The 12,489-nt window shown below is 74.5% G+C and carries 10 protein-coding genes and 1 pseudogene; 4 read left to right on the forward strand and 7 right to left on the reverse strand.

Annotated features, from left to right (window positions below; all coding sequences use genetic code 11):
• Positions 1–546 (reverse strand): annotated as a pseudogene (locus tag VER05_RS08445) (glycine--tRNA ligase); the annotation flags it as partial.
• Between the two features lie 169 nt (positions 547–715).
• Here VER05_RS08445 and VER05_RS08450 point away from each other — a divergent pair.
• The 3 genes from VER05_RS08450 to VER05_RS08460 are packed head-to-tail and all read left to right on the forward strand — an operon-like array spanning position 716 to position 3,377.
• Positions 716–1,666 carry a metal ABC transporter substrate-binding protein gene (locus tag VER05_RS08450; protein ID WP_324844926.1) on the forward strand — a complete coding sequence of 317 codons (951 nt, stop codon included), beginning with the start codon at positions 716–718 and terminating at the stop codon, positions 1,664–1,666.
• Positions 1,663–2,454, forward strand: a complete 792-nt coding sequence (locus VER05_RS08455; protein ID WP_324844927.1) for a metal ABC transporter ATP-binding protein — start codon at positions 1,663–1,665, stop codon at positions 2,452–2,454. Before VER05_RS08450 ends, VER05_RS08455 begins: the two co-directional genes overlap by 4 nt.
• Before the next feature lie 23 nt (positions 2,455–2,477).
• On the forward strand, positions 2,478–3,377 hold the full coding sequence (locus VER05_RS08460; protein ID WP_414647587.1) for a metal ABC transporter permease: 900 nt from the start codon (positions 2,478–2,480) through the stop codon (positions 3,375–3,377).
• A gap of 6 nt (positions 3,378–3,383) precedes the next feature.
• Here VER05_RS08460 and VER05_RS08465 read toward each other — a convergent pair whose 3' ends face one another.
• Positions 3,384–4,232, reverse strand: a complete 849-nt coding sequence (locus VER05_RS08465) for a PRD domain-containing protein (RefSeq protein WP_324844930.1) — start codon at positions 4,230–4,232, stop codon at positions 3,384–3,386.
• An 83-nt stretch (positions 4,233–4,315) separates the two neighbouring features.
• Complete coding sequence (locus tag VER05_RS08470; protein WP_324844931.1) at positions 4,316–6,388, reverse strand: glucose PTS transporter subunit IIA; 2,073 nt, start codon at positions 6,386–6,388, stop codon at positions 4,316–4,318.
• 237 nt (positions 6,389–6,625) lie between these two features.
• On the opposite strand from VER05_RS08470, the gene VER05_RS08475 reads away from it, so the two are divergent.
• Entirely contained in the window at positions 6,626–7,267 is a 642-nt protein-coding gene (locus VER05_RS08475; RefSeq protein ID WP_324844932.1) for a hypothetical protein, read from the forward strand.
• 99 nt (positions 7,268–7,366) lie between these two features.
• On the opposite strand, the gene VER05_RS08480 is transcribed toward VER05_RS08475, so the two are convergent.
• From VER05_RS08480 to VER05_RS08495, 4 genes are all read right to left on the reverse strand, one after another.
• Positions 7,367–8,143 (reverse strand): isoprenyl transferase, encoded by a 777-nt coding sequence (locus VER05_RS08480; RefSeq protein WP_324844933.1) that lies wholly within the window; start codon positions 8,141–8,143, stop codon positions 7,367–7,369.
• Complete coding sequence (gene recO / locus VER05_RS08485) at positions 8,143–8,874, reverse strand: DNA repair protein RecO (RefSeq protein WP_324844934.1); 732 nt, start codon at positions 8,872–8,874, stop codon at positions 8,143–8,145. The genes VER05_RS08480 and recO overlap by 1 nt, the downstream gene beginning before the upstream one ends.
• Before the next feature lie 196 nt (positions 8,875–9,070).
• Positions 9,071–10,840: a 2-isopropylmalate synthase gene (gene leuA, locus VER05_RS08490; protein WP_324844935.1), complete on the reverse strand. Its 1,770-nt coding sequence runs from the start codon at positions 10,838–10,840 to the stop codon at positions 9,071–9,073.
• A gap of 176 nt (positions 10,841–11,016) precedes the next feature.
• The gene (locus tag VER05_RS08495; RefSeq protein WP_324844936.1) at positions 11,017–12,450 is read right to left on the reverse strand and encodes a PQQ-binding-like beta-propeller repeat protein; all 1,434 of its coding nucleotides are present in this window, start codon (positions 12,448–12,450) and stop codon (positions 11,017–11,019) included.
• Positions 12,451–12,489: the final 39 nt, after the last annotated feature.

Consider the following 12,489-nt stretch of genomic DNA (forward strand, 5'->3'; position numbering starts at 1 on the left):
CTTCTTGCGCGCGGTGGTCAGCACGTTGGCGAAGTTCACGAAGATGCCCTGCGCGGTCTCGGGCCGCAGGTAGTGCAGGCCGGACTCGTCCTCGACCGGGCCGAGGTAGGTCTTGAGCATCATGTTGAAGTCGCGCGGCTCGGTCCACTGGCCGCGGGTGCCGCAGTTCGGGCAGGCGATGTCCGCGAGGCCGTTCTCGGGCGCCCGGCCCTTCTTCTCCTCGTACTCCTCGAGCATGTGGTCCTCGCGGAACCGCTTGTGGCAGTGCAGGCACTCCGTCAGCGGGTCGGTGAACACGCCGACGTGGCCCGAGGCGACCCACACCTGGCGGGGCAGGATCACGGCGGAGTCGAGGCCGACGACGTCGTCGCGCGACTGCACGACGGTGCGCCACCACTGCTTCTTGATGTTCTCCTTGAGCTCGACGCCCAGCGGCCCGTAGTCCCACGCGGAGCGGGAACCGCCGTAGATCTCGCCGCTCTGGAAGACGAAGCCGCGCCGCTTGGCGAGGGAGACGACGGAGTCGAGACGGGACGGTGCTGCCACGGTGAGTGCTCCTGGTGCCGGGGTCCTGCGCGCCTGGGTGACGCGGGGGAAGGGATCGACGGACAGGCTACCGGGCCGGGACCGCCGGTGACCGGCCGGGCCGCACCGCGGGACGCGCGCGCCGCCTGGCGGTTTTGACACTCGTTCTCAACAGTTCGATGATGGGGGCATGCCCTTCCGCCGCACCCTGCCGCTCGCCGTGTCCGCGGGCGTCGTCCTCGCCCTGTCCGCCTGCTCCTCCCCGGGCTCCGGCGGGTCCGGCGGCGGGTCCGGCGACGGCGACGGCATCGCGGTGCTGGCCTCGTTCTACCCGCTGCAGTACGTGGCGGAGCAGGTCGGCGGGGACCTCGTGCAGGTCGACACGCTGACGCCCCCCGGGGCGGAGCCGCACGACCTCGAGCTCTCGCCCGCCCAGGTCGACGAGGTGGGCCGCGCTGACCTGGTCGTGTACCTGTCGGAGTTCCAGGCCGCCGTGGACGACGCGGTCGACGCGAACCCGCCGGCGCACGTCGTGGACGCGGCGCAGGACACGGAGCTGCACGCCGCGGAGCACGGCGAGGACGGCGAGGAGGAGCACGCCGAGGACGACGGCCACGATCACGGCACCCTCGACCCGCACTTCTGGCTCGACCCCACCCGCCTGCCCGCGGTCGCCGACGACGTCGCCGCGCAGCTGGCCGAGATCGACCCCGACCACGCGGACGAGTTCCAGGCCAACGCCGAGGCCTTCGCGCAGCAGATGGCCGACCTGGACGCGGAGTACGAGGCCGGCCTGGCGTCCTGCGAGAGCCGCACCATCGTCACCACGCACGAGGCGTTCTCCTACCTCGCGGAGCGGTACGACCTGGAGCAGGTGGGGATCTCCGGTGTCGACCCCGAGGGCGAGCCGTCGCCGGCGCGCCTGGCCGAGGTCGGCAAGGTCGTCCAGGCCGAGGGCGTGTCCACGATCTTCTTCGAGACCCTCGCCAGCCCGAAGGTCGCCGAGACGCTGGCCGACGAGCTCGGCGTCGACACCGCGGTGCTCGACCCGCTCGAGGGCCTGACGGACGACACGCAGGACTACGTCTCGGTCGCCCAGGCCAACCTGGAGACGCTGCGTACGGCACTCTCGTGCTCGTGACCGACACCACCGCGCCCGAGCCGGCCGTCCTCGCCACCGGCGTCGACGTCGTCCTCGGCGGGCACCAGATCCTGTCCGGCGTCGACCTGCGGGTCGAGCGCGGCGAGGTGGTGGCCCTGCTGGGCGCCAACGGCTCCGGCAAGTCGACCCTGGTCCGCGCGCTGCTCGGCATCGCGCCGCGCACGGCGGGCGACGTCCGGCTGCTCGGCGGCGCGCTCGGCAACGGCGTCCCGTGGGAGCGGGTCGGCTACGTGCCGCAGCGGCTCCCCGCCGGCGGCGGCGTCCCGGCCACCGCGCTCGAGGTCGTGGTGTCCGGCCTGGTGCACGGCCGCACGCTCCGCCCGCCGCGCGACGCCCGGAAGCGGGCGCTCGCCGCGCTGGAGGAGGTCGGCATGGCCCGGCACGCGCGCCGCTCGGTGCTGCAGATGTCGGGCGGCCAGCAGCAGCGGGTGCTGATCGCCCGCGCGCTGGTCCGCGAGCCCGACCTGCTGGTGCTCGACGAGCCGACGTCCGGCATCGACCTGCCGACGCAGGAGACGTTCGTCGCCACCGTCCGCCGGCTGCACGAGCGGGGCGGCACGGTCCTGGTGATCCTGCACGAGCTCGGCTCGTTCGCGGGCCTGATCGACCGCGCGGTCGCGCTCCGGCACGGCCGGGTCGTGTACGACGGCCCGCCGCCGAACCCCCGCGGCGAGCACGGCGGGCCCGAGCACGACCACACCCACCCGCACGCCGACCCGCCCCCGCCGGACCCGGGCACCGGGCTGTCCATGGAGGTCCTGCCGTGACGTGGTTCGAGACGCTCGGGGCGATGCTGTCGTCCCCGCTGATGCAGCGCGCGCTGATCGCCGCCGTGCTCGTCGGCGCCGCCGCGCCCGTGGTCGGCACGTTCCTGGTGCAGCGCCGGCTCGCGCTGATGGGCGACGGGCTGGGCCACGTCGCGCTCACCGGCGTCGCGCTCGGCTGGCTGGTCGGCACCTGGGCGGGCCTGGTCCCGCAGGACACGCTCGCCATCCCCGGCGCCGTCGTCGCCGCGCTGATCGGCTCGGTCGCGATCGAGTGGGTGCGGGCCCGCGGCCGCACCTCCGGCGACCTGGCGCTGGCGCTGATGTTCTACGGCGGCATCGCCGGCGGCGTGCTGCTCATCAAGCTGGCCGGCGGCACGAACGCCAACCTGGTGTCCTACCTGTTCGGCTCGATCTCGACGGTGTCGACCGGCGACCTGTGGTGGACCGCCGGCCTCGCCGTCGGCGTGCTGCTGGTCGGGCTCGGCCTGCGGCACGTGCTCTTCGCGGTGAGTCACGACGAGGAGTTCGCGCGCGGCTCCGGCCTGCCCGTGACGGCGCTCAACATGGTGGTCGCCGCGATGTCGGCGCTCACCGTCACCATCGCGATGCGGGTCGTCGGGCTGCTGCTGGTGAGCGCGCTGATGATCGTGCCGGTGGCGGTCGCGCAGCTCGTGGTCGGCTCGTTCGCCCGGGTCATGGCCCTGGCGTCCGCCATCGGCGTCACGGTCAGCGTCGTCGGGCTGTCGATCACCTACTGGGAGGACATCCCGCCCGGCGCGACGATCGTGCTGCTGGCGATCGGCCTGTACGCGGTCGCGGCGGTCACCCGACCGCTGCTGGCGCGGGGCAGGACGGGCGACGCGCCGCACCACGACCCGCACCCGGAGCTGCCGGACGACGTGGAGCTGCCGGCGGCGCGCTGAGGCGCGTCAGGCCGCCTGCTCCGCGTCCTGCACCACGCGGGCCACGTGCAGCGCCAGGTACGCCACCTCGTCCGGCGTGAGCGCCGCCTGCAGCCGGACCTCGACGAGCCGCGCGAGCCGGTCGGCCGTGTCGACGGCCTCCGGGTAGGTCGCGCGGATCGCGTCGCCCACGGCCGAGTGCTTCGCGTCGTCGAGCTGCCGGCGCTGGTGCACCCGCACGAACAGGTAGCGCAGGTGCGTGACGAACCGGCCGACGCTGACCCCGCCCGGCTCCAGCGCGACGCCGTGCGCCCCCGCCACGACGTCGAGGAACTGCTGGATCAGCCCGGTCATCGTGTAGCTGAACGCGAGGTCGCCCGTGGCGAACCCGGCGTTCACCAGGTGCAGCGCCAGGCCGACGGCCTCCGTGGGCGGCAGCGGCGCCGGCACGCGGCGGTTGATCGCGTCGAGCAGCAGCAGGGCCTGCGCGTGCTCGTCCGCGTAGAGGTTGGTGACCTCCGCGAGCAGCGGGTACTCGACGGCCTGGCCGGCCTCGGCCCGCGCCAGGGCGAAGCTGACGTGGTCCGCCATGGCGACGACCAGCGCGGGCCGGGCGGCGACCGCCTGGAGGCCGACCTCGGTCAGCGCGTCGCCGACCAGCTGGACGTGCTCCGGCGGGATGCCCGCGAGCAGCCCGGCCAGGTGGTCCGGGTCCCGGCCGTCGTCGGGGCGGAACACGCGCACGATCCGCTCCGGGTCCGCCCGGTCCCCCGGCCGCGCCTGGAAGCCCAGGCCGCGGCCGGTGAGGATGACCTCGGACCCGTCCTCGTCGCGCGCGAGGACCAGGTTGTTGTTGAACACGCGGAGGATGTCCACGTCGCTCCTCGCCGGGGGCTCGGGGTCGGGGTCGTGCGGGCGGGCGGGGGCCGCGCGGTGCGGCGCGGCCCCAGCCCCGGCGGTCAGGGCTCGACGTCGACGACGACCGCGCCCCGGGCGACGGTACCGGCCGGGCGCGGCTCGACGCGCGTGAGGGCGCGGGCGTTGACGACCGTGACGAGCGTCGTGGTGTCGTAGCCGGCCTCGCGCACGACGCCGAGGTCGACGGTCACCAGCGGGTCCCCCGCCGCCACGTGCTCGCCCTTGCGCACGGCGACCTGGAAGCCGGTGCCCGCGAGCTTCACCGTGTCGATGCCGACGTGCACCAGCACCTCGACGCCGTCGGCGGTCTTCAGGCCGAACGCGTGCCCGGTGTCGGCGACCGTGAGCAGCTCGCCCGCGACCGGGGCCACGACCACGCCGTCGGACGGGACGACGCCGACGCCCTCGCCGAGGGCCTTCGACGCGAACACCGGGTCGTCGACCTCGGCGAGCGGGACGACCTCGCCGGCCACGGGGGCCAGCACGGCGGTCGTGGGGGCGGCGGGCGCGGCCGGGGCGGCCGGCGCGGCGGGCGGCGTCGGGGCCGCGGCTGTGCCGGACCCGGCGGCGGCCGCCGCGGCCACCGGCGCGGCGCCCACGGCCGCGTGCTCCAGCGCCAGGTCCGCCTCCGCCTGCTCCCGGGCGGCCCGGGCCTCGGCCCGCTGCTCCGGCGTGCGGTAGTCGGACACGATGACGAGCACCATCGACACCACGAACGCCGCGGCGACCGCGATCGCGTACACCGGGATCGGGCTGAACACCGGGATGGTCAGCAGCGAGGTGAACGCGAACGCCTGGGTGTCGACGCCGCCGAGCACGCCGATGATGACGCCGCCCACGAGGCAGCCGACGAGCATGCGCGGGTAGATCCGCTTGAACCGCAGGTGGATGCCGTACAGCGAGGGCTCCGAGATGCCGCCGAGCAGGCCCGCGGCGAGCGCGCCCGTCGCCGTCTGCCGCATCTGCACGTCCTTGTCGCGCACCGCGAGCACCAGCACGCCGGCGGTGGCGCCGAAGCAGGCGAAGTTCCACGCGCCCATGGGGCCCTGGATGAAGTCGTAGCCGAGGGTGTTGAGGTTGACCAGCATCAGCGCGTTGAGCGGCCAGTGCAGGCCCAGCGGCACCAGGAACGGGTAGATCAGCGGGATCACGATGGCGAACACGATCGGCGCGTTGCCGTTCAGCCACGCCAGGCCGTCGCCGAGGCCGGAGCCGAGCCAGATGCCGAGCGGGCCGAGCAGGAACGCGGTGACCGGGATCATCACGACCATCGACAGGAACGGCACGAACACCATCTGGATGTTCTCCGGGAACACCCGCTTGAGCCCGCGGTACAGCGGGGCGAGCACCGCGACCATGATCAGCGGCACGAACACCTGGCCGCCGTAGTCGTTCAGCTGCATCGGCAGCCCGAACACGTCCGCGACGCACGCGGTGGTGCCCAGCGTGTCGTTGGTGGTGCACACCGTGGTCGCCGCGTCCGTGAGGGACAGGAAGTTCGGCGTCATCACGGCGGCCATCACGGTCGCGCCCAGCCACGGGTCGACCTGCAGCTTCTTGGCGGCGTTGTACGCGACCATGATCGGCAGGAAGTAGAACACCGCCCGCCACATCGCGTCGACGAACACCCAGGTGGCGGGCTTGTCGTCGGCGCGGAAGTCGACCACGCCGAGCGCGTCGAGCACCGCGGCGAACGCGATGATCAGCGAGGCGCCGAGCAGCACGCCGAGCAGCGGGCGGAACGAGTCGGACAGGTACTCGAACACCGCGTCGAGCCAGGCGACCTTGCCGCGCGCCTTCGACCGCGCCGCCGCCTTGACGTCGGCGTCGGACTGCCGGCCCGCGCCCACGCCCGCCATCTCCGGCAGGTGCATGATCTGGGTGAACACCGTCTGCACCGCCCCGCCGACGACCACCTGGTAGCGGTCGCCGGACTGCGGCACGGCGCCCATCACGCCGGGCACCGCCTCCACGGCCTGCTGGTCGACCACCGAGGCGTCGCGCAGCTCGAAGCGCAGCCGGGTGGCGCAGTGGGTCAGGCTGAGGACGTTGGCCGGTCCCCCGACCGCCCGGATGATCTCCTCGGCCCTGTCGCGCGTCGTCGCGGACGTCATGTCGTACTCCTCGTCGAGAGCCGACGCCGTCCGGGCACAAAAAAAGACCTGAGGCGCATCGCTGCGGCTCAGGTCTTGCCCCGCGACGACGGCGGGTAACAACCCTGTGTGAACTCAGGTTCGCCGGAGAGGTTAGCACCCCCGGGGCGGGGGTCCGTCCGGGACCTTCGTCCCGGTGCTGGGCGGGGCCCACCGCCGGTGCGAGGTCAGGCTGTCCTCACTCGTAGACTCGGTCGGGTGAGCGAGACGGCGGCGGCGTACGGGATGGGCGGGTGGCCGTTCTGGGCCGTCATCGCCGGGCTGTTCGTCGTCGTGATGGCGCGCTCGCACCTGTTCTACTGGGTCGGCCGGGGCGTGACCTCGGGCGCGGCGCGGCTCGCGGACCGGGTGCCGGGGGCCGAGCCGGAGGCCGGCGGGGACGGGGACCGCGACGCCGCGCACCCCGCGACCCCGGCCCCCCGCGGCGCCGCGACCCGCGCCCACGTCGAGCGGCTCATGCACACCCCCACGGCCCGGCGCGGCCTGGCGCTCGTGCACCGGTTCGGCCCGTTCGCGGTGCTGCTCGCCTACCTGACCGTCGGCGTGCAGACGGCGGTGTTCGTCGGGTCGGGGTTGGTCCGGATGCCGTACCCGCGGTTCCTCGCGGCGTCGGTGCCGGGGAGCGTGGCCTGGGCGTTCGTCTGGGGCACGGTCGGGCTCGGCGCCGTCTGGGCCGCGGTCCGGCTGGCGACGGCGTCGCCCTGGGGCCTGGCCGCGGTGCTGGTGGCCGTCGCCGGCGTGGTGGCGTGGGCGGTGCTCCGCCGCCGGTCCCGCGCCCGCCGGGCGCACGCGACCCCGCCCGCCGCGCACCCGCCGGTCCGCGCCGACCAGCCCGCCTGACGCCCGCGCCCGCCCCCTCGCCGAGATGGCAACTCTCGGCTGTGCGAACAGGCGCGCTCGCAGCCGAGAGTTGTCATCTCGGCGTGGAGCGGCGCGGGGTCAGGACTCCGCGGGCTTGTCGATCGCGCCGCCGTAGCGGCGGTCGCGGCGCGCGTACGTCTCGATCGCGCGCCACAGGTGCCGGCGGTCGACGTCCGGCCACGGCTCGTCGAGGAACACCATCTCGGCGTAGGCGGCCTGCCAGATCATGAAGTTCGACGTCCGCTGCTCCCCGGACGACCGCAGGAACAGGTCGACGTCGGGCAGGTCGGGCTCGTCGAGGTAGCGCTGGACCGTCTTCTCGGACACCTTGTCGGCCTTCAGCCGGCCCGCCGCCACGTCCTGCGCGATGGCCTTCGCGGCGTCGGCGATCTCCGCCCGGCCGCCGTAGTTCACGCACATGGTGAGCGTGCAGGTGCTGTTCCCGGCCGTCAGCCGCTCGGCCTCCTCCAGCTCCGAGATGACCGACCGCCACAGCCGAGGCCGGCGCCCGGCCCAGCGCACCCGGACGCCCCAGTCGTTCATCACGTCCCGACGGCGGCGCAGCACGTCCCGGTTGAAGCCCATGAGGAACCGGACCTCCTCGGGCGACCGGGTCCAGTTCTCGGTCGAGAACGCGTAGGCCGAGACGTGCGTCACTCCGATCTCGATCGCGCCGGCGACGACGTCGAGCAGCGACGCCTCTCCCGCGGCGTGCCCGGCGGTGCGCGGCAGCCCGCGGGCGTTCGCCCACCGGCCGTTGCCGTCCATGACGATCGCCACGTGCCGCGGGACGAGCTCCTTCGGCAGCGCGGGCGGGCGGGCCCCGCTCGGGTGCGGGGGCGGCGGAACCGGCATCAGATCCTCTCGACCATCGGCAGCGAGCGCAGCGTGCGCTCCAGGTGGAACTGCGAGTACGCGGACACGAGGCCGTTGCCCTCCTTGCGGTGCCGCTCGGCGGACGCGTCCGCCACCGACCAGTCGCCGACGAGCAGCGCGGACAGCAGCTGGAAGGTCTCCGGGGCCGGGGCGGTCGCGCCCGGCGGGCGGCAGGACGTGCAGACGGCCCCGCCCTGGGCGACGGCGAACGAGTGGTGCGGGCCCGGCCGGCCGCACCGGGCGCAGTCGGTGAACGACGGGGCCCAGCCGGCGATCGCGAGCGCGCGCAGCAGGTACGAGTCGAGCACCAGGCCCGGCGCGTGCTCCCGGGACGCCAGCGAGCGGACCGCGCCGACCAGCAGCCAGTACTGCTGCAGCGCGGGCTCGCGCTCGGCCTCGACGAGGCGCTCGGCGGTCTCCAGCATCACGGTGCCGGCGGTGTACAGGGCGTAGTCCTCGCAGACGGGCCGCCCGTACGCGCCGAGGGTCTCGACCTGGGTGACGACGTCGAGGTTCCGGCCGGTGTTCAGCTGGAGGTCGATGTGCATGAACGGCTCGAGCCGCGAGCCGAACCGCGAGGTGGTGCGCCGGACGCCCTTGCCGACCGCGCGCACCTTGCCGTGGGTGCGGGTCAGGAGGGTGACGATCCGGTCCGCCTCCCCCAGCTTGTGGGTGCGCAGCACGATCGCCTCGTCGCGGTAGAGGCTCACGCCCCCATTGTCCCCTCTGGCCGCCCCGGGGCGCGCACCTGTTCGCCGACCGCGTGCCGCGCCCCCGCGGAACCTCCACGGGCCCGGACGCGGCGACGCCCGGCCCCGCTGCCGCGCGCGGGTGGGCGCGGCAGGCGGGACCGGGCGCTGGGGCCGGTCGGGGGTGGCGCCGGCCCCGTCCTGGGGCCCGCGCGGGTCAGCGGGCGGCGGCCTCGCGCTCGGCGCGGTTGACCGCCGAGATGATGGCCTTCAGCGAGGCGGTCGTGATCGACGAGTCGATCCCGACGCCCCACAGGGTCCGGTCGCCGACGGCGCACTCGACGTACGCGGCGGCCGCGGCGTCGCCGCCGGCGGACAGCGCGTGCTCGGCGTAGTCGAGCACCTGCACCTGGGCGCCGACCTGGTCCAGCGCGGCGACGAACGCCGCGATCGGGCCGTTGCCGGACGCCTCGACGGTGCGGTCCACGCCGCCGTCGACCAGGTCGACCGCCAGCGTGTCCGGCCCCTCCTCGGCGCTGGTGGTCCGGGTGCCGCGGAGCGCGAACCGGCCCCACGCCTCCAGGTCCGACGCGGCGTCGACGGGCAGGTACTCGTCGGTGAAGATCCGCCACAGCGCGTCGGCCGTGACCTCCGACCCGTGCGCGTCGGTGTACCGCTGCACCACCTGGGAGAACTCGATCTGCAGCCGGCGCGGCAGGTCCAGGTCGCGCTCGGACTTCATCAGGTAGCTGATGCCGCCCTTCCCGGACTGCGAGTTGACCCGGATGATCGCCTCGTACGACCGGCCGACGTCCTTCGGGTCGATCGGCAGGTACGGGACGGCCCAGTCGATGTCGTCCACGTCCTTGCCCTCCGCGGCGGCCCGGACCTCCATCGCGTCCAGGCCCTTCTTGATCGCGTCCTGGTGCGAGCCGGAGAAGGCGGTGAACACCAGGTCGCCGCCGTACGGGTGCCGCTCGGGGACGGCCATCTGGTTGCAGAACTCGACGACCCGGCGGATGTGGTCGATGCCCCCGCCGACGGCGAAGTCGATCTCGGGGTCCACGCCCTGGCTGAACAGGTTCATGCCCAGGGTGACCAGGCAGACGTTGCCGGTGCGCTCGCCGTTGCCGAACAGGCAGCCCTCGATGCGGTCGGCGCCGGCCAGGTAGCCCAGCTCGGCGGCGGCGACGGCGGTGCCGCGGTCGTTGTGCGGGTGCAGCGACAGCACGACGTTCTCGCGGTACCGCAGGTGGCGGCCCATCCACTCGATGGAGTCCGCGTAGACGTTCGGGGTCGCCATCTCGACCGTCGCCGGCAGGTTGATGATCACCGGCTTCTCGGCCGTCGGCTCGAACACGTCCAGGACCGCGTTGCAGATCCGGACGGCGAACTCGAGCTCGGTCCCGGTGTACGACTCCGGGCTGTACTCGTAGAACACCTCGGTGCCCGGGACGCTCTCCTCGTACTTCTTGCACAGGCGCGCGCCGGAGACGGCGATGTCGACGATGCCGTCCTCGTCGGACCGGAACACGACCTCGCGCTGCACCACCGACGTGGAGTTGTACAGGTGCACGATGGCCTGCTTGGCGCCGGCGATCGCCTCGTAGGTCCGCTCGATCAGGTGCTCGCGGGACTGGGTCAGCACCTGGATGACGACGTCGTCGGGGATGCGCCCCTCCTCGATCAGCATCCGGACGAAGTCGAAGTCGGTCTGCGAGGCGGACGGGAAGCCGACCTCGATCTCCTTGTAGCCCATCTGCACGAGCAGCTCGAACATCGCCAGCTTGCGGGCGGCGTTCATCGGCTCGATCAGCGCCTGGTTGCCGTCGCGCAGGTCGACCGCGCACCAGCGCGGGGCCTTCGTGATCTGCTTCGTGGGCCAGGTGCGGTCCGGCAGCTCGACGCGGATCTGGTCGGCGTACGGGCGGTACTTGTGCACCGGCATGCCGGAGGGCTGCTGGGCGGTGCGGGAGTGGTAGCTCATCGGGGGTCCTTCGCTTCGCGGGGTGCTGGGGTCAGCCGGCGCACCGAACACCGCGACGAGGATCCGGCCTAGAGGGCCTCGTCGCGGCGGCGAAGGAGGAGGCTGCGAAGCGTGAGCACGGATCGACTGTACTCCGCACCACCGGGCGGACCGCAACCGCTCAGCATGCGGACGCCTCAGGTGAGCAGGATCAGCTCGTCCCGGCTGCGCAGCACCAGGTGCCCGCCGACGGCCGACACCGACCGCACGCCCTCCTCCACCGGCAGGACCCACTCCAGCTCGCCGTCGGCCAGCCGCCGGGCCTCCATCGTCGGCCGGCCCGTGCCCGAGCGCCCCGCGCCGAGCACGAGCGTGCCGTCCGTGAGCGGCGCCCACCACATCAGCACCCGCTCCGGCGACTGCCACTCCACCGCGCCGGTGCGCGCCGCGACCACCTGGTAGCCGTCGACCCCGAGCAGCAGCAGGTGGCCGCCCGCCTGCGCCCGCGCCGCGCGGTAGGTGTCGTGCCGCCACAGCACGGCGCCGTCCGGGACGGACCGGCCGACGAGCGTCCCGCCCTCGTCCATCACCAGCACCCCGGGCGGGTCGCCGTCGGAGGCCGTCAGCGTCGGGAACAGCGCGCGGGAGGTGAACAGCGGCCGGCCGGCCCGGTCGTGGACCACGCCGCCGTCGGAGCTCGACCAGGTGCCGAACACCTCGTCCGACAGCGACCCGACCACGAACGACCGGGCCGGCGTCGCGGTGAGCTCGTCCCCGTCGGCCGCGTCCAGCACCGTCGCAGACCAGCCCTGGAGCAGCACGAACGAGTCGTTCACCCGCAGCTCGGACCCGCTGACGATGCCCTCGCGCAGCCGCAGCGGGCTCGTCCCGCGGTACCACCACAGCCGCCGGCCGTCCGCGCCGGCGTACCGGCCGACCCGCGCGTGCCCGTCCGCGCCGACCCGCAGCACGACCAGGTCGTCCCCGACCCGCTCGACCGCCGCGAGCCGACCCGACACCGTCCACCGGCCGAGCACGTCCCCGGTGGCGGCGTCGAGCGCCGACACCTGCGCCCAGCGCTCGTCGGGCGCGGGGAACGGCACCGTGCCGTGCGACCAGCCGCCGGCGCCGACCGGGGGCTCGACCACGCAGAGCACGACGGGCCCGACGTCCGCCGCGGCGTGCGGGCAGCCGGTCAGCGGCCGGGTCCCGGCCACCGGGCCGAGGTCGCGGGTCCACAGCCGCTCCCCGCTGCCCTCGTCGTAGCCCGAGACCTGGAACCGCCGGTCCCGGACGCCGGAGACCACGAGGGCGTCGGTCGCGGCGAGCACGTCGGCGGACCGGGCGACCGGGATGCGCCACCGCGCCCACGGCGGCCCGTCCAGCGGCGCGAGCATCCCCGGCGCGACCACCGCCGGCGGGGCGGGCGCCGCGGCGCGCCCGACGACGACGCCTGCGACCACCAGCGCGACCACGACGAGCACCGCGAGCCAGCGGCGGCGCCGCGCGCGGGCGGACCCGGCCGGGCGCGCCGCCGGCGGGTCGTCCGGCGGGGACGGCGGGAGCCAGGCGCGGGGGCGTCCGGGCGCGCGCGGGCCGTCAGTGACGTCGACCAGCTCGACGTCCTGCATCGTCGCAGCAGACCGCAGGCGGCCCATGCGCCATCGTAG

This window comes from Cellulomonas sp., from assembly GCF_035634735.1.
Taxonomy (GTDB): Bacteria; Actinomycetota; Actinomycetes; order Actinomycetales; family Cellulomonadaceae; genus Cellulomonas.

Coding starts and splice junctions, on each gene's coding strand:
- VER05_RS08450 (WP_324844926.1), top strand. CDS start 716: ATGCCCTTCCGCCGCACCCTGCCGCTCGCCGTGTCCGCGGGCGTCGTC.
- VER05_RS08460 (WP_414647587.1), top strand. CDS start 2,478: ATGCTGTCGTCCCCGCTGATGCAGCGCGCGCTGATCGCCGCCGTGCTC.
- VER05_RS08470 (WP_324844931.1), bottom strand. CDS start 6,388: ATGACGTCCGCGACGACGCGCGACAGGGCCGAGGAGATCATCCGGGCG.
- VER05_RS08480 (WP_324844933.1), bottom strand. CDS start 8,143: ATGCCGGTTCCGCCGCCCCCGCACCCGAGCGGGGCCCGCCCGCCCGCG.
- leuA (WP_324844935.1), bottom strand. CDS start 10,840: ATGAGCTACCACTCCCGCACCGCCCAGCAGCCCTCCGGCATGCCGGTG.
- VER05_RS08495 (WP_324844936.1), bottom strand. CDS start 12,450: ATGCAGGACGTCGAGCTGGTCGACGTCACTGACGGCCCGCGCGCGCCC.